At 74.5% G+C, this 16,324-nt stretch carries 17 protein-coding genes; all 17 read left to right on the top strand.

Annotated features, from left to right (window positions below; all coding sequences use genetic code 11):
- Window positions 1-298: 298 nt before the first annotated feature.
- The 17 genes from QOZ86_RS08320 to QOZ86_RS08240 are packed head-to-tail and all read left to right on the top strand — an operon-like array spanning window position 299 to window position 16,306.
- Window positions 299-1,567, top strand: coding sequence for a CaiB/BaiF CoA transferase family protein (locus QOZ86_RS08320; RefSeq protein ID WP_284491489.1), 1,269 nt, complete (start codon window positions 299-301; stop codon window positions 1,565-1,567).
- On the top strand, window positions 1,564-2,370 hold the full coding sequence (locus QOZ86_RS08315) for an enoyl-CoA hydratase/isomerase family protein (protein WP_284491488.1): 807 nt from the start codon (window positions 1,564-1,566) through the stop codon (window positions 2,368-2,370). The genes QOZ86_RS08320 and QOZ86_RS08315 overlap by 4 nt, the downstream gene beginning before the upstream one ends.
- Window positions 2,367-3,623 carry an acyl-CoA dehydrogenase family protein gene (locus tag QOZ86_RS08310; protein ID WP_284491487.1) on the top strand — a complete coding sequence of 419 codons (1,257 nt, stop codon included), beginning with the start codon at window positions 2,367-2,369 and terminating at the stop codon, window positions 3,621-3,623. The genes QOZ86_RS08315 and QOZ86_RS08310 overlap by 4 nt, the downstream gene beginning before the upstream one ends.
- Window positions 3,620-4,399 (top strand): SDR family NAD(P)-dependent oxidoreductase, encoded by a 780-nt coding sequence (locus QOZ86_RS08305; protein ID WP_284491486.1) that lies wholly within the window; start codon window positions 3,620-3,622, stop codon window positions 4,397-4,399. Before QOZ86_RS08310 ends, QOZ86_RS08305 begins: the two co-directional genes overlap by 4 nt.
- 49 nt (window positions 4,400-4,448) lie before the next feature.
- Window positions 4,449-5,327: a 3-hydroxyacyl-CoA dehydrogenase family protein gene (locus QOZ86_RS08300; protein WP_284491485.1), complete on the top strand. Its 879-nt coding sequence runs from the start codon at window positions 4,449-4,451 to the stop codon at window positions 5,325-5,327.
- A gap of 25 nt (window positions 5,328-5,352) precedes the next feature.
- Window positions 5,353-6,228 carry a 3-hydroxyacyl-CoA dehydrogenase family protein gene (locus tag QOZ86_RS08295; RefSeq protein ID WP_284491484.1) on the top strand — a complete coding sequence of 292 codons (876 nt, stop codon included), beginning with the start codon at window positions 5,353-5,355 and terminating at the stop codon, window positions 6,226-6,228.
- The gene (locus QOZ86_RS08290) at window positions 6,225-7,004 is read left to right on the top strand and encodes an enoyl-CoA hydratase-related protein (protein ID WP_284491483.1); all 780 of its coding nucleotides are present in this window, start codon (window positions 6,225-6,227) and stop codon (window positions 7,002-7,004) included. The genes QOZ86_RS08295 and QOZ86_RS08290 overlap by 4 nt, the downstream gene beginning before the upstream one ends.
- Window positions 7,001-8,035 carry an acyl-CoA dehydrogenase family protein gene (locus tag QOZ86_RS08285; RefSeq protein ID WP_284491482.1) on the top strand — a complete coding sequence of 345 codons (1,035 nt, stop codon included), beginning with the start codon at window positions 7,001-7,003 and terminating at the stop codon, window positions 8,033-8,035. Before QOZ86_RS08290 ends, QOZ86_RS08285 begins: the two co-directional genes overlap by 4 nt.
- Window positions 8,032-9,198, top strand: a complete 1,167-nt coding sequence (locus QOZ86_RS08280; RefSeq protein ID WP_284491481.1) for a CaiB/BaiF CoA transferase family protein — start codon at window positions 8,032-8,034, stop codon at window positions 9,196-9,198. The genes QOZ86_RS08285 and QOZ86_RS08280 overlap by 4 nt, the downstream gene beginning before the upstream one ends.
- Window positions 9,195-10,190, top strand: a complete 996-nt coding sequence (locus QOZ86_RS08275; RefSeq protein ID WP_284491480.1) for an NADPH:quinone oxidoreductase family protein — start codon at window positions 9,195-9,197, stop codon at window positions 10,188-10,190. The genes QOZ86_RS08280 and QOZ86_RS08275 overlap by 4 nt, the downstream gene beginning before the upstream one ends.
- A 44-nt stretch (window positions 10,191-10,234) precedes the next feature.
- Window positions 10,235-11,932, top strand: coding sequence for an AMP-binding protein (locus tag QOZ86_RS08270; protein WP_284491479.1), 1,698 nt, complete (start codon window positions 10,235-10,237; stop codon window positions 11,930-11,932).
- Window positions 11,929-12,867 (top strand): NAD(P)-dependent oxidoreductase, encoded by a 939-nt coding sequence (locus QOZ86_RS08265; protein ID WP_284491478.1) that lies wholly within the window; start codon window positions 11,929-11,931, stop codon window positions 12,865-12,867. Before QOZ86_RS08270 ends, QOZ86_RS08265 begins: the two co-directional genes overlap by 4 nt.
- On the top strand, window positions 12,864-13,274 hold the full coding sequence (locus QOZ86_RS08260; RefSeq protein ID WP_284491477.1) for a carboxymuconolactone decarboxylase family protein: 411 nt from the start codon (window positions 12,864-12,866) through the stop codon (window positions 13,272-13,274). Before QOZ86_RS08265 ends, QOZ86_RS08260 begins: the two co-directional genes overlap by 4 nt.
- Before the next feature lie 26 nt (window positions 13,275-13,300).
- Window positions 13,301-14,131 carry an N-acyl homoserine lactonase family protein gene (locus tag QOZ86_RS08255; protein ID WP_284491476.1) on the top strand — a complete coding sequence of 277 codons (831 nt, stop codon included), beginning with the start codon at window positions 13,301-13,303 and terminating at the stop codon, window positions 14,129-14,131.
- A complete protein-coding gene (locus tag QOZ86_RS08250) occupies window positions 14,128-14,526 on the top strand; it encodes a hypothetical protein (RefSeq protein ID WP_284491475.1) in 399 nt (132 codons plus the stop codon). The genes QOZ86_RS08255 and QOZ86_RS08250 overlap by 4 nt, the downstream gene beginning before the upstream one ends.
- Window positions 14,523-15,401 (top strand): alpha/beta fold hydrolase, encoded by an 879-nt coding sequence (locus QOZ86_RS08245; protein ID WP_284491474.1) that lies wholly within the window; start codon window positions 14,523-14,525, stop codon window positions 15,399-15,401. The genes QOZ86_RS08250 and QOZ86_RS08245 overlap by 4 nt, the downstream gene beginning before the upstream one ends.
- On the top strand, window positions 15,398-16,306 hold the full coding sequence (locus QOZ86_RS08240) for an amidohydrolase family protein (RefSeq protein ID WP_284491473.1): 909 nt from the start codon (window positions 15,398-15,400) through the stop codon (window positions 16,304-16,306). Before QOZ86_RS08245 ends, QOZ86_RS08240 begins: the two co-directional genes overlap by 4 nt.
- Window positions 16,307-16,324: the final 18 nt, after the last annotated feature.

Genomic DNA, 16,324 nt, shown 5'->3' with positions numbered 1-16,324 from the left:
TGTGGGGTTCCGCTGCCGCGCTCACCGCCCACCGGTCGAGCGGTCGGGAAACGCGTGCCGGGATAATGTCGGTCATTAAGCAGCTGTGTCAAGACTCACCGTCCAGTTGCCGGTCGCGTCCGTACGGCACGGCCGACTGCGACACGCTGTCGTACCTATCACCCCTGGTGAGCGCCGCGCGGCTCGCACGATCGCGTCCCGGAAGCGGGCCTGCTGTGTTGCGGATCGCGATCACCTAAATGTCCGACATTGACACCCGCGGCGTCGACTGCCTACGTTTCGGCCCAGGCCGCGAGACATGAAGGGGCGGTGCGGAACAGTGTCATCGACGAGAACCGGGGCGGGGTGCCAGGCGCCCCTGGAGGGGCTCCGGGTGATCGACATGTCGACGTCCTACGCCGGCCCGACCGCCTCCATGTATTTGGCTGACCTCGGCGCCGACGTCGTGAAGGTGGAGCGCCCACGCACCGGTGACGACGCCCGCTGGTGGAGCCCGCCGAGCGTCGACGGCGCATCCGCCTGGTTCGCCTCGGCCAACCGCAACAAGCGCAGCGTCGCGGTCGACCTCCGGTCCGGGGACGGGATCGCCGTCCTCCACCGGCTCCTAGCCGGCGCCGACGTCCTCGTCGAGAACCTCAACCCGTCGAAGCTCGCGCCCCTCGGGCTGACCCCCGACGACGTCCGGGCACGCCATCCGCGGCTGGTCTACTGCGCGATGTCGGGCCTCGGGCTGACCGGGCCCGACGCCGCGCTGCCCGGGTACGACCTCGTCGCCCAGGCCCGGTCCGGCCTGATGTCGGTCACCGGCCCGGCCGGTGGATCCCCCCAGCGCGTCTCGACGGCGCTCTCCGACATCGTCACCGGGATGGCGGCGGCGCTGGCCGTCACCGCCGCCGTCGTCCGGCAGCGCGCCACCGGGCAGGGCGACCTCGTCGACGTCTCGCTCCTGGATTCCGACCTGGCCCTGCTCGCGCCGCGGGTGGCGGCCTACCTGGCCGGTGAGCCGGAGCCGGCTCCCAGCGGGGGGACCGACTCGGTCCTGGCCGTGTACCAGCCCTTCCCGACCGCCGACCGGGACATCGTCATCGCGATCGGCAACGACGTGATCTGGCGGCGGTTCTGCGCCGCCGTCGGCCTCACCGCCCTCGCCGACGACGACCGGCTCCGCGACAACGCCGGCCGGCGTGCGCACCGGGGGGAGCTCATCGCCGCGATCACCGGGGTCCTCGCGCGACGGCCGGCGGCCGAGTGGCTCGCCGTCCTGGGAGACGCCGGCGTGCCGGCCTCCCTCGTGCAGGGGCTGGCCGAGGTGACGGCCGACCCGCAGGTGGTCGCCCGGGGCGCGATCCTGCCGGTCCCCGGTTTCGACGGCGTGCTCAACGGCGTGCGCAGCCCCTTCCGGCTGGCGTCGATCCCCGAGCCCCGCAACGAGCGGTTCCCCGAGCTCGGGGAGCACACGGTCGAGGTGCTGCGGCAGGCCGGATTCGATGCCGGGGCCATCGACGGCCTCCTCGCCTCCGGCGCCGTCGCCGCGCCTGCTCCCACCGCCGGCAGGAGGGTGTCGTGAGCGGCTCCGCCGTCGTCGAGGTCGACCGGGACGGCCCGGTGGCGACCATCCGGATCACCCGGCCCGACGTGTACAACGCGCTGAACGCCCGGGTGCTGCGCGACCTCGACGCGGCACTCGCCGGGCTCCCGGCCGATGGCGCCCGGGCGATCGTGCTCACCGGCACCGGGCACCGCGCCTTCAGCGCCGGCGCCGACCTCGACGAGCTCGCCGGGCTGTCGGCCGACGACGCCTACGACGTCCTCGGCGCCGGTCAGGCGGTGGTCGGGCGGATCGAGCGCTGCCCCGTCCCGGTGGTCGCCGCCGTCAACGGGCTGGCTCTGGGCGGCGGTTTCGAGGTGGTGCTGGCGTGCACGTTCGCGGTCCTGGCCGACAACGCCCAGCTCGGCCTGCCCGAGACCGGGCTCGGGCTCGTGCCCGGCTACGGCGGCACCCAGCGGCTGGTCCGCAGGGTCGGGCAGCCGGTCGCGGCGCACACCATGCTCACCGGGGCCCGGATCCCCGCCGACCGCGCCTACGCCCTCGGCCTGACGCCGGTGCCGCCGGTCCCGGTCGACGACGTGCTGGCGACGGCGCAGGAGCTGGCCGCCCAGGTGGCGGCCCGCGGGCCCCGGGCGGTGCGGGCGGTGCTGCTGGCGCTGCGGCACGGAGCCGACGCGCCGCTCGAGACCGGCCTGGCGTTCGAGACCGCGCTGGCCGGCCTGGTCACCGGCTCCGCCGAGGCGGCCGAGGGCATCGCCGCCTTCAAGGCCCGTCGCCCCCCGCGGTTCGCCGCCGCCCCGCGTCCGGAGGAGGAGGCATGACCGGCTCCCGCACCGCCGGGGAACCGCTGTTCGACGCCGAGCCGGACGCCTACCTCGCGCTGCACGGCGCGCTGGACGAGGAGGTCGCCGACGCGCTGCTCGACCCTCGGGAGCGCGAGGTACGGACGCGCACCCGCGAGGTGGTCGCCGAGCACGTCGCCCCGGGCGCGGCCGCCCGCGACCGGGACCACGTCTTCGCCCACGACAGCTACCAGGCGCTGGCCCGGGCCGGTCTCGGCGGTCTGCTGGTGCCGGAGGAGCACGGCGGGAGCGCGGACAGCACGGTGGCCTACGCGGCGGCGATGGAGGAGATCACCGCCGGGTGCCCGGCCACGAGCCTGGTCTACATGACCCAGATGCACGCCGCCTCCCCGATCCTGCACTCGGGCAGCCCCGACCTCGCGCGGCAGTACGTCCCCGGCCTGGTCGACGGCAGCCGGTACGGCTCGCTCGGCGTCACCGAACCGGGGGCCGGCAGCGACGCCTCGTCCCTGCGGACCCGCGCGGTGGCCGAGACGGACGCGGACGGGCGGGCATGCGGGTACGCGATCACCGGGTCGAAGACCTTCATCACCACCGGCGACCGCTCCGACGTGGTCATCTGCTTCGCCACCGTCGACCCGCGCGCCGGCCGGCGCGGCATCACCGCGTTCGTCGTCGACGGCGACGCCCCGGGGCTCTCCCGGGGCGCGCCCATGGCCAAGACCGGGATGCACGGCTCCACCACCGCGGAGGTGTTCTTCGACCGGACGCCGGTACCCGTCTCCCACCGCCTCGGCGGGGAGGGCGAGGGCTGGGCGATCGTGGTCAGCTCGGTGACGAAGTCCCGGATCAGCGCGGCCGCGCAGGGCGTCGGGCTGGCGCGGGGGGCCTACGCGCACGCGCTGGCCGCACTGCACCGGGTGCACGGCGCCGACCTGCCGCCCGACGTGGCCTTCGCCCTGGCCGACATGCGCGGCGCCATCCTGCGCGGCCGGCTCACGCTCCTCGGCGTCGCCCGCGAGGTGGACCGGACCGGCGGGGCGGCCGGCGGCACGATCGCGCTGATGAAGCAGACCTGCACCGACATCGGCTGGCAGGTCGCCGTGGCGGCCACGAAGGTGCTCGGACGGGTCGGCGACCTGGCCGTGCACGGGATCGAGCGCTATCTCCGGGACGCCAAGGTGACCCAGATCTACGACGGGACGAACGAAGTGCAACGGCTCCTGATCGCCCGTGACACCGCTGGACGGCTGAAGGGGGCCCTCCGGTGACCGCCGCGCAGCAAGCCCCGGAGCAGCAGCCCCTGCTGGGCAAGGTCGCCGTCGTCACCGGCGCCGGCCGTGGGCTCGGCCGGGCCCTGGCGGTGGCGCTGGCCGGTGCCGGCGCCGACGTGGCGGTGGCCGCGCGCAGCCGGGACCAGCTGGAGTCGGTCGCCGCCGAGATCGAGAGCACCGGACGGCGGGCGCTGGTCGTGCCGACCGACGTCACCGACCCCGCGGCCGTCCAGCGGCTGGTCGACACCACGGTCGCCGAGCTCGGCGGCCTGGACGTCCTGGTGAACAACTCCGGGGTCATCGACAGCACCCCGCTGCTCGACCAGGACCCGTCGGACTGGGACCGGGTCATGGACACCAACGTCCGAGGCACCTACCTGGCCACCCGCGCCGCCGGCGCGCACATGGTGGCCCAGTGCTCGGGCAAGGTGATCAACATCGCCTCCAACTTCGCGTTCAAGGGGGTATCCGGCCACGCGGCCTACTGCGCCTCCAAGGCCGCGGTCGTGGCCTTCACCCGGTCGATGGCCGTGGAGTGGGCCCGCCACGGGGTCCAGGTCAACGCCCTGGCGCCCGGCTACTTCGCCACCGACATGAACGCCGGGCTGCGGGCCGACGGCGAGGCGCTCTCCCGGGTGCTGCGCGCGGTCCCCGCCCGCCGGATGGGCGAGCCGCACGAACTCGCCCCCTGGCTGCTGCTGCTGGCCGGCCCCGCGTCGGACTTCATGACCGGCGAGGTGGTCGTCGTCGACGGCGGCCAGACGGCCCGATGACCGCTCACCCGCACCCGACTCCCGCCCCGGCGAGGAAGAAGAAGGACCGATGACCCAGGACCAGCTCACCGTCGCCGTCATCGGCGGCGGCACCATGGGGGCGGGGATCGCCGTCGTGGCCGCCCGAGCGGGACACCGCACCATCCTCCGGGACCTCGACGACGCCGCCGTGCAGCGCGGCCTCGACACCGTCGAGAGCTTCCTGCGCAGGAGTGCATCGCTCGGCAAGCTCACCGAGGACCAGCTCGAGGCCGCCCTGGCCAACCTGTCGGGCACCACCGAGCTGCGCGACCTCGCCCCGGCGGACGTGGTCGTCGAGGCGGTGTTCGAGGACCTGGAGGTGAAGAAGACCCTCTTCGCCGAGCTGGACGACGTCGTCTCCCGCGACACGCTGTTCCACACCAACACCTCGACGCTGTCGGTCACGTCGATCGCCTCGGGTTCCCGGCACCCCGAGCGGGTGGTCGGCACCCACTACTGCAACCCCGCCCAGCTGATGAAGCTGGTCGAGGTGGCCGAGGGCCGGCACACCGCTCCGGAGGCCACGAAACGGTCGCTGGAGTTCCTCGCCGGCGTGGGCAAGACGACGGTCATCACCAAGGACCGCCCCGGCTTCATCCTCAACCGCTTCCTCATCCCGTGGGAGAACAACTGCATCCGGGCCCTGGAGGCCGGACTGGGCACCGTGGAGTCGATCGACCGGGCCGTGCTGGGCGCGCTCCGTCACCCCATGGGTCCCTTCCAGCTGCTCGACGTGGTGGGCCTCGACGTGCACAAGGCGGTGTCGATGCGGCTGTACGAGCAGCTGCGCGAGCCGCGCTTCGCGCCGCCGCCGCTGGTCGACCGCATGATCGCCGCCGGCGACCTGGGCCGGAAGACCGGCCGCGGCTTCTACACCTACGAGACCACCAGGGCCTTCGGTGCCTGAGACCCGAAGCGAACGGAGTTCGAGCATGAGGACCTTCCCGCGGGTCGCCGTCCTGGGTTTCGGGACGATGGGGGCCGGGATCGCCCAGGTCGTGGCCGCCTCCGGCCGCGACGTCGTCGTCCTGGAGACCGAGCAGGCGCGGATCGACCGCGGCACCGAGGCGGTGCGCACCTTCCTCGACGGCGGGGTCAGCCGCGGCAAGACCACCGCCGAGGAGCGGGACGCCGTCCTCGGCCGGATCAGGGGCACCGCCGACCTCGCCGACCTCGCCGGTGTCGACCTGGTGATCGAGGCGGTCGTCGAGCAGCACGACGTCAAGGTCGACCTGCTCGGGCGGGTCGCGGAGACCGTCGGGCCGGAGACGGTGCTCACGACCAACACCTCGGCGCTGTCGGTGACCGACCTGGCCGCGTCGCTGTCCGCCCCCGGCCGCATGGCCGGGCTGCATTTCTTCAACCCGGCGCCGGTGATGGCGCTGGTCGAGGTGGTGCGGGCGCTGCAGACCGACGCCGACGTCGTGGCCGACCTGGTCGCGTTCGTCGAGGACATCGGCAAGTCGCCGGTGGAGGTCAAGGACCGGCCCGGCTTCCTGGTCAACCGGCTGCTGATGCCCTACCTCAACGACGTCGTGCAGGAGTACGACGACGGCCTGGCCAGCGCCGAGGACATCGACGTCGCGATCCAGCTGGGGCTGGGCTACAAGCTCGGCCCGCTGGCACTGCTGGACCTGATCGGCATCGACGTGCACCGGCACGCCACCGAGTCCGCCTACGAGGCGACGCTCGATCCCCAGTTCGCCCCGCCGCCGTTGCTGCACCAGATGGTCGCGGCCGGCTACCTCGGCACCAAGAGCGGCCGAGGCTTCCGCGCGGGCACCACCGAGCACGGAGAGGTTCGATGAGCGACTACACCGACATCCGGAGCGAGACCTCGGGGCCGGTCCTGACCCTGACCATCGACCGGGAGGACGCCGGCAACAAGCTGCGGGCGCAGACCCTGCTGGAGCTCAAGGACGCCCTCCAGCGGTTCCGCACCGATCCCGCGTTGCGTGCCGCGGTGCTCACCGGGGCGGGCGACAAGTTCTTCTGCATCGGCGGGGAGCACGACGAGACCACGTCGCTGGACTACTCCCAGGTGCTGCCGATCATCGACGTGTACGAGGCGATCGACACCATCGCCAAGCCGGTCGTCGCGGCGGTGAACGGCTTCGCGGTGGGTGGCGGCAACGTGCTGCACAACATCTGCGATCTGACCATCGCGTCGGAGAACGCCGTCTTCCGGCAGGTCGGGCCCATGGTCGGCAGCTTCGACGCCGGCTACGGCACCTGGTACCTGGAGGACTCCATCGGCCGGAAGCGGGCCAAGGAGATGTGGTACCTCAACCGCAAGTACACCGCGGCCCAGGCGCTGGCCATGGGACTGGTCAACGAGGTCGTCCCGGCCGGCCAGGCGGTGTCGCGGGCGCAGGAGGTGGCCGCGGAGATCGCCACCCGCAGCCCGATGGCCATCGGGGCGCTCAAGGGTGCGTTCTCCGCCCGGCACACCGGGGTGCTGGGGCAGGCGCGCATGGCCCACGACCAGCAGCTCACCCTCTACCTGGCCACCAAGGAGGCGCACGAGACGGGGAACGCCTTCGGCGCCAAGCGGACGCCGGACCCGGAAACGTTCTGGTCGTGAGGCGGCCCTGGGCCGGCCCCCGGCTCGACGACGAGCAGCAGGCGGTCCTCGACCTCGTCGACGACCTCACCGGGGGCCCGCTCGCCCGCGTGGGCGACGACCGGCCGGACGACGTCGACGCCGCCCGCCGGGTCCTCGCCGACCAGGGGTTGTGGACGCTCGGCGTGGCGGAGTCCGACGGCGGCGGGGGAGCGCCGGCGCCGACCACGCTGGTCGCCCTGGCCCGGCTCGGGGGCACGTGGCCGGCGCTGGCGTGGGCGTCGGTGCAGGCGCACGCCGCGGCGCCGGCCCTGGCGGCCGCGCGCCGGACGCCCGCGCTGCTCGACGGCCTGCACGACGGCGCCCCGGTGGCGGTGACGGCGGGCGACCCGGGGTCGGTCACGCTCACCGGGGGGCGGCTGACCGGCGCCCTGGACCGGATCGACCCGGCCGGCCGGGAGCCCCGGCTGGTGCTGCTGCTCGACGCCGACACCGCCGTCCTCGTCCCGCCGGAGGGCATCTCGTTCGGGACCCCGGTCGCGCGTACCGGCCTCGACGGCGCGCTGACCGTCGGCGTCCGGCTGGACGCGGCGGTGCCCGAGGGCGACGTGCTGCGCGGACCGCACGTCAGGCGGGCCCGCACCCTCCTGGACGCCGGCGCGGCCGCCGTCGCCGCCGGCATCGCCGAGGCCGCTGCCGCCGCGGCGCTGGCCTACAGCGCCGGCCGCGTGCAGTTCGGCGCCCCGCTCACCGAGCTCCCGACCGTCCGCGCGTCGCTGTCGGCGCAGGCCGCCACCGCCCGGGCGCTCCTCGTTTCCGCGGTCACCGCCAACCTCGACCGGCCGGACGCCGTGGCCGCGGCCCTCCTCCCCGCCTGCGACGCGGCCATCGACGTCGCGGCGGCCGCCGTGCAGTCGCACGGTGGCTACGGCTACATGACCGAGTACCCCGTGGAGGGCCTGCTGCGGGACGCGGTGTCGCTGCGGGCCGCCTGCGGCGCCGTCGAGGCCGCCCGGACGGCGGCGCGCACGCTGGTGGGGGCCGGCGGATGAGCGCCACCGGGAACGGCCGGCCGGCACCGCCCCTGGCCGGGATCCGGGTGCTGGACTTCTCCACCCTGCTGCCCGGTCCGCTGGCGACGCTGCTGCTGGCCGAGGCCGGCGCGGAGGTCCTCCAGGTCGAGCGACCCCCGCACGGCGACGAGATGCGCAGCTACGTGCCCCGGCTCGGGGAGAGCAGCGCCAACTACGCGCTGCTCAACCGGGGGAAGCGCAGCGCGGCGGTCGACCTCAAGGACCCCGCCGTCCGCGACCGGCTGCTCGCGCTGGCTCCCGAGGTGGACGTCGTCGTCGAGCAGTTCCGGCCCGGCGTGATGGACCGGCTCGGCCTCGGGTACGAGGACTTCCGGGCGGTCGCCCCCGGGACCATCTACTGCTCGATCACCGGCTACGGCCAGACCGGGCCGGCGGCCGGCCGCGCCGGGCACGACCTGAACTACCTCGCCGAGTCCGGTCTGCTGGGGGTGGTCGTCGACGAGCGCGGCGACCCGCACCTGCCACCGACGGTGATCGCCGACATCGCCGGCGGCACGTACCCGGCGGTGGTGAACATCCTGCTGGCGCTGTTCCGGCGGCAGACCACCGGCGAGGGCTGCCACCTCGACATCGGCATGACCCCGAACCTGAGCACGCTCGCCTACGGCTACCTGGCCACGCACGCGGGCAGCGGGACCTGGCCGGAGCCCGGCCGCGACCTGCTCACCGGCGGCAGCCCCCGCTACCACGTCTACCGGACCGCCGACGGCCGGCACGTGGCGGCCGCGCCCCTCGAGGAACGCTTCTGGCGCCGCTTCTGCGAGCTCGTCGACCTGCCCGCGGAGCTCCGGTCCGACGCCGGCCGGGAGGACGAGGTCATCGCCGCGGTCGCCGAGCGGATCGCCGCCTCCCCCGCCGCGTACTGGAGCGAGCGGTTCGGCGGCGAGGACGTGTGCTGCTGCGTCGTCGCCACGCTCGAGGAGGCCGCGCGCAGCCAGACCCTGCGCACCCGCTCCGGGCACCGGGTGGCCGGGCCCGGGTTCGACGTCAGCGCGCTGCCCGTCCCCGTCGTGGACCAGCTCCGGTCCGCGCCGGGAGCCCTGCCCTATCCGCCGCTGCGGACCGGACCGGAGGCGCTGACCTTCGACCGGGCCGCCACCCCGTCCGGGAGCCCCGCATGAAAGCAGCACTGGTGCAGGAGTTCGGCCCGCCGGAGACCCTCGTCACCGGCGAGCTCGCCGATCCGGTGGCCGGGCCGGGCGAGGTGCTCGTCGAGGTGGCGGCGGCCGGGGTCAACTTCCCGGACGTCCTCGTCGTGGCCGGCAGCTACCAGATCCTCCCGGAGCGCCCGTTCAGCCCCGGCAAGGAGATCGCCGGAACCGTCCGCGCGGTCGGGGAGGGGGTCGACCGGCTCACCGTCGGCGACCGGGTCCTCGCCCAGATCGAGCACGGCGGCTACGCCGAGCTGGTCGCCGTGCCCGAGCCCCAGGTGGTGACCCTGCCCGACGAGGTGCCCTTCGTCGACGCGGCCGCTTTCGGGCTGGGCGCCATCACCGCGCACTTCGCGCTGGTGCGGCGGGCCGGTCTGCGGCCGGGGGAGACCGTCCTGGTCACCGGCGCCGGCGGCGGCGTCGGCTCGGCCGGCGTGCAGATCGCCAGGGCGCTCGGCGCGACGGTGATCGCCGTGGCCCAGGACGAGGAACGGGCCGCGCTCGCCCGGCAGCAAGGGGCCGACTCGGTGGTGATGGCGGGCACGTCCATGCGGGACGACGTCCTGGCGCTGACCGAGGGCCGCGGGGCGGACGTGGTCCTCGAGCTCGTGGGGGGTGACGTGTTCGCCCAGTCGCTGCGCTGTACCGCATGGGAGGGGCGGCTGGTCGTGATCGGCTTCGCCTCCGGCGACCTGCCGACCATCAAGGCCGGCCACGTCCTGGTCAAGAACCTCGCCGTCCTCGGGCTGCAGGTCTCCGACTACCGCGACCGCGAACCGGAGTCGGTGCGGGCCGCGATCGAGCACCTGCTGCAGCTGTACGTCGACGGGCGGCTCACCGTCCCGGTCGCCCGCACCTACCCGCTCGAGCAGGCCGGTGCCGCCCTCGAGGCCGTCGCGTCCGGCAGCGTCGCCGGAAAGGTCGTCCTCACCTGCACCCCGGCCGCCGCCGCACCGAGCTGAGCCCTGCATCCGAGCCCCACCCACCCGTACGAGGAGCGATCGTGGTGACCGATCAGCGAACCAGCACGCCGTCCCCCACCCCCGCCGGAGCGCATCCGGGTATCCGGCCCGACAGCCGGCTGACGGCCGAACTCGCCCGCGACTACGAGCACAGCGGAGCCTGGGCCGCGGAACCGCTCCGTGCACTGCTCACGGCCGCGGCCGCCGAGCACCCGGACCGGGTGGCGGCGATCGACCGGATCAGCGGGGCGCCGGGCGCCCGGCGGACGACCTACGCCGAGCTCGACGAGCGGGCCTCCCGGTACGCCCGCGGCCTGCACGCCCTCGGCGTCCGCGCCGGTGACTTCGTCGCGGTGATGCTGCCGAACTCGACCGACTTCGCGGCGCTCATCTTCGCGATCAACGAACTGGGTGCCGTCTACAGCGGCATCCCGGTGGCCTACGGCGAGCGGGAGGTCGAGGTCATCCTGCGCCGGACCGGCGCCGCCGTCGTGGTCGTGGCGGAGCGGTTCGGCAGCAACAGCCCGCGGGCGCTGGTGCAGGGCCTGCGGGGCGGGTTGCCGTCGGTCCGGCACGTCGTGGTGGCCGGCGATCCGGCCGACGGCGACCCGGCCGGCGACGGCGTCCGGCCCCTGTCCTCGCTGCTGGACGCACCCGAGGTGGAGCTGCCCGCGCCCGACCCGCGTGCCCTCTGCCACGTCGGCTTCACCTCGGGCACGACCGGGGAGCCGAAGGGCGTCATGAACACCCACCAGACCCTGTCCGCCGTGCTGCGGAACTGGGTGGCGCACGTGGGCCGGGAGACCCTCGGCGAGCCCCTGGTCAACCTGACCGCCTCGCCGGTCGGCCACCACACCGGCTTCCTGTGGGGCGTCCTGCTGACCACCTACCTGCGCGGCACGGCGGTGTACCTGGACCGCTGGGTGCCCGAGCAGGCAGTCGCCGTGGTCCGGGAGGAGGGCGTCACCACCATGTTCTCGGCGCCCACGTTCCTGCAGGACCTGGTGCTGACCGAGCTGGCGCACGACGAGCAGTGCTCCCTGCGCACCGTGGTGCTGGCCGGCGCTCCCGTGCCGCGGACCCTCCCGACGGTGGCCGGTGAGCTGTTCGGCTGCTACGTCTGCCCGGCCTGGGGCATGACGGAGCTCGGCATCGGGATCTCCTGCGCGCCCTCCCTGCCCGCCGCCGCGCAGGCGACCGACGGCGTCCCGGTGCCGGGCACCGACGTCAGCATCGTCGACACGGCGGGGGTGGAGGCCGCGCCCGGCGTCATCGGGGCGCTGCGGATCCGGGGGCCCGGGCTCTTCCTGGGCTACCTCGACCTGCCCGAGGCGACCGCCCGGGAGATCGACGCCGACGGCTGGTTCACCACCGGCGACACCGCCCGGCGCACCGAGGAGGGCTACATCCTCCTCGAAGGGCGCACGAAGGACATCGTGATCCGCGGCGGGGAGAACATCCCCGTGACCGTGGTGGAGAGCCTGCTGTTCCAGCATCCGCAGATCGTCGAGGCCTCGGTCATCGGGATCCCCGACGTCCGGCTGGGCGAGCGGGCCTGCGCGGTCGTCGTGCCCCAGGGCGCCGCCACGCCGGCCCTGGCCGAGGTGTGCGACTTCCTCCTGGCCCAGGGGCTGTCCAAGCACTTCCTGCCCGAACGGCTGGAACTGGTCGACTCGCTCCCCAAGACGCCGAGCGGGAAGATCCGCAAGGTGGAGCTGCGCACCCGGTTCGCGGGCTCGTGAGCACCCTCTTCGTGGGCCTGGGGCGCATGGGTGCACCCATGGCCCGCCGCCATGCCGCCCGATTCGACACGGTGCTGTTCGACGCCGACCCCGCGGTCGCCGCCGCGCTGGCCGGGGAGCTGGGCTGTCGGGCGCTGCCGACCCTGGCCGAGGTCCCGGACCACGTCGACACCGTCGTCCTGATGCTGCCCGACAGCCGGGTCGTCGAGGCGGTGCTCCTGACCGACGGGCTGCTCGCCCGGCTGCCGGCCGGGGCGCTGGTCGTCGACATGGGCTCCTCCGAGCCGGCCAGCACCCGGCGGCTGGCCGCCGACGCGCGGGCACGCGGCACCGGGTACGTGGACGCGCCCGTCTCCGGGGGCGTCGCCCGCGCCGTCACCGGAGAGCTGTCGATCATGGTCGGAGGCGATCCGGAGGACGTCGAGCGCGCCCGGCCGCACCTGGAGCCGCTGGGGAGTGCGGTGCTCGTGGTGGGCGCCGCGGGTGCCGGGCACGCCGCCAAGGCGCTGAACAACCTGCTGTCGGCGACGAACCTGGCGGCAGCCGCCGAGGTGCTCACCGTCGCCGCGGGCTTCGGCATCGCGCCGGAGGTGATGGTCCAGGTGCTGAACGCCTCCACCGGCCGGTCCCAGGCCACCGAGGTCAAGTACCCGAAGCACGTCCTGACCGGCAGCTACGACTCCGGCTTCGCCATGGACCTGATGATCAAGGACCTCGGCATCGCCCGGTCGCTGGCGGCGGCGCAGGAGGCGAGCACGCCGGTCACCGACGCCGCGTACGCCGCGGCGGTCCGGGCCCGCGAGGCCCTCGGCGGCGCCGGCCTAGACCACACCGAGATCGCCCGCCACTACGAGTCGGTCAACCGGGCCCCGCTGCGCAGCGGGACCGGGGACCGACAGGCACCACCCGGAACCGACGACGAGGAGACCCCGTGACCGACGACCCGCAGGCCTACATCGACGACATGGCCCGATCCCGGGGCTATGTCCTCGACTACCACAAGGTCATGGCCAAGCACGACTTCCCGGTCCTGCAGGCGGCCAACGGGCTGGTCGGCGCGGCCTATCTGGACCAGCGCAGGCTCGACCGCAAGACCAAGGAACTGATCTTCATCGTCAGCCTGACGGTGATCCGGGCGTCCAAGGGGCACATCCAGAGCCACATCCGGGTGGCGCTTGACCTGGGCGTCAGCCCCCAGGAGATCCTCGAGGCCATCGAGATCGCCCTCCCGGAGGCCGGCATCGTGGCGTTCCAGGCCGGCTTCGACGCGTGGCGCGAGGTCGTCGGCGCCGACGGCCTCGAGCCGACCGTCGCCGTGCACGAGGGCGGCCGCGGGGCCTGATGGCCGGGGTGAGGGATATGGCGGGCATGGCAGCCGGAGCGGACGCCACGCCGGACGACGTCTACGAGGTGGTCGTCGTCCGGCACGGCACCCGCCGGGCGCGGCGGAGCGAGGTGTTCCTGAACTACGCCCAGTACGGCGAGCCGGACGCCGACTTCACTGTCGACTACTACCTGTGGATCCTGCGCAGCCGGAGCACGACCGTCCTGGTCGACACCGGCTTCGGCCGCGGGCCGGCGCAGGCGCGGGGGCGCACGGTGCTGGTCGACCCCGCCGAGGCGTACCGGCGGCTGGGGGTGGACACCGCCGCGCCGCATCCCCTGGTCGTCACCCACGCGCACTACGACCACATCGGCAACGTCGACCTCTTCCCCGCGGCGACGGTGGTGGTCAGCGGTGCCGAGGTCGACTTCTGGACCTCCCCGATGGCCGCCAAGCCGCTGATCGGGCACTTCACCGAGGCCGACGAGGTGGCGGCCCTGACCCGGGCCGAGGCCGAGGGCCGGCTGCGCCGGTTCACCGGCTCCGTGGAGGTGGCGCCGGGCGTCGTCGTCACCGAGGTCGGCGGGCACACGCCGGGGCAGGCCATGGTCACCGTCCGGACCGGTGCGGGCGTCGTGCTGCTGGCCTCCGACGCCGTGCACTTCACCGAGGAGCTGGAACGGGACATGCCCTTCATCGCGGTCACCGACCTGCCCGGCGCATACCAGGGTCTCCAGACGGTCCGCGACCTGCTCGCCTCCGGGGCGGTCGAGCACGTCCTCACCGGCCACGACGCCGGCGTGCTCGACCGGCTCGAACCGGTGTCGCCGGAGCTCGCCGGCATCGCCGGGGTGCTCGGGAGGCTACCGGCATGACCGGGCGGGAGTGGCTGGCCGGCTGGGCCCGCGCGGTGGCCGCCGATCCGGAGAACGCCCACATCGGCCGGTTCTCCGTCTTCACCGCCCGCCTGGTGGCCGACGACGAGGGAGACGTCCTGCTCCGCTACGACCGGGGCACGGTCTCCGTCGACGACGGCACCCCCGGTGCAGACCTGGAGCTGCGCGGGCCGGTCGGCGCCTGGCGCGAGCTGGTGGACGCCGGCGCCGCGCCACGCCGGCACGACCTGCTGGCCCTGACCAAGGCGGCCGACGGCCTCGAGGTGGTCGCCGGCCGCGAGCAGCTCATCCGGCACCTGCGGGTGATCACCCGGCTGGTGGAGCTCGCGAGGCTCCACGACCGGGCGGCGCGCGGGGAGGTGATCCGGCGGTGATCGAGGACGTCGTCGGCCGGTACGTCCACCTCCGGTCGTCCGGCACCGACTACCGCGTCTACTTCGAGGAGGCCGGCAGCGGGCCGGTGCTGCTCGCCCTGCACACCGCGGGGTCGGACAGCCGCCAGTTCCGGCACCTGCTGACCGACCCGGAGGTGACCGGCCGGCACCGGGTGGTCGCCTTCGACCTGCCCTGGCACGGCCGGTCGCTGCCGCCGGAGGGCTGGTGGACCGAGGAGTACCTGCTCACCACCGACCGGTACGTGGCCCTCGTCGAGGACGTCTGCGCGGCGCTGGAACTCGACCGGCCCGTCGTCCTCGGCTGTTCCATGGCCGGTTCGCTGGTGATCGAGCTGGCCCGGCGGGACCCGGAACGCTGGGCCGGGGTGATCGGGCTGTCGGGTGCGCTGCACGTCGAGGGGCGGTTCCAGGACTGGCCGCTGCACCCCGACATCAACGCCCAGCAGGCCGTCGCCTCCTGGACGGCGAGCCTGATGTCGCCGTCCAGCCCCGAGGTCGCCCGCCGCGAGGTGTGGTGGACCTACAGCCAGGGCGGGCCGGGGATCTACCGGGGGGACACGTTCTTCTACTCGGAGGACCTGGACCTGCGCGGGAGGGCCGGCGACATCGACACCGCACGGTGCCCGGTGTACCTGCTGACCGGCGAGTACGACCACGCCTGCAGCCCCGAGGGCACCGCAGCGGCGCTGGCGGCCATCCCGGGCGCCCGCGGCGGGACCATGCCGGGGATCGGGCACTTCCCCATGGCGGAGAACTACCCCCTGTTCCGCACCCACCTGCTGCCGGTGCTGGCCGAGCTGGCCGCGGCCCGCACCGGCGACGGCCCGGCCGAGCCTTCGGAGGACCGCCGATGAGCGGTATCGATGCCCACTGCCACGTCTTCGTCGCCGACGGCGTCGACATGTCCCGGCTCGTCGGTGGCGCCGCCTACGACCCACCGGCGTTCGACGTGCACGACCACGCGGAGCACCTGCGGGCCGCGGGGTGCGACCGCGGGGTGCTGGTCCAGCCCAGCGCCTACGGCGACGACCACCGGTGCCTGCTCGCCGCGCTGCGGACCCGGCCCGACGCCCTGCGCGGCGTGGCGTGCGTCGCGCCGGGCACGTCTCCGCAGGAGCTGGCCGAGATGCACGCCGTGGGTGTGCGCGGCACCCGCGTGCAGGACGGCTACCCCGGTGGTGTGCCCGTCGAGTCCCTGGTGGAGGTCGGCGAGACGGTGGCGCCGCTGGGCTGGCACGTGGAGGTCTGGACCGACGTCCGCCGGCACGTCGACCGGCTCGGCGACGCCGTCCGCCGCTGCCCGGCGCCGGTGGTCCTCGACCACCTCGGCTACCTGCCGTCGGACGTGGGACTCGACGACCCCGCCGTCCGGCTGGTGCTGGAGCTGCTGGAGGAGGACCGGATCTGGGTGACGCTGTCGGGGCTGGAGCGGCTGCTGCCGCCCGGGGTCGACGCCGAGGCCGGCGGCGCCGCGTTCGCCGAGGCGTGGGAACGGCACGAGGAGGCGATCGCCGCCCGGGTCCGCGCGCTCGTCGAGGTGCGCCCGCAGAACCTGCTGTGGGGCAGCGACTGGCCGCACGTGGGCGTCCAGCTGCCCGTGCCCGACGCCGCCGGGATGCGCGGGCGGCTGGAGCGGTGGGTGCCCGACCCGGCCGTCCGGCACGCCGTCCTGGTCGACAACCCCGCCCGCCGGTACGGGTTCGGTCCCGCTGGGACGGCGTCCCCCGAGCCGGTTGCACCTGGACCGGGCAGGGTGTGACCCAGGCTCCACACGATC

The sequence above is a fragment of the Blastococcus capsensis genome (assembly GCF_030165005.1).
Classification (GTDB): Bacteria; Actinomycetota; Actinomycetes; order Mycobacteriales; family Geodermatophilaceae; genus Blastococcus; species Blastococcus capsensis.
This window is presented reverse-complemented; position numbering and strand designations above follow the sequence as displayed.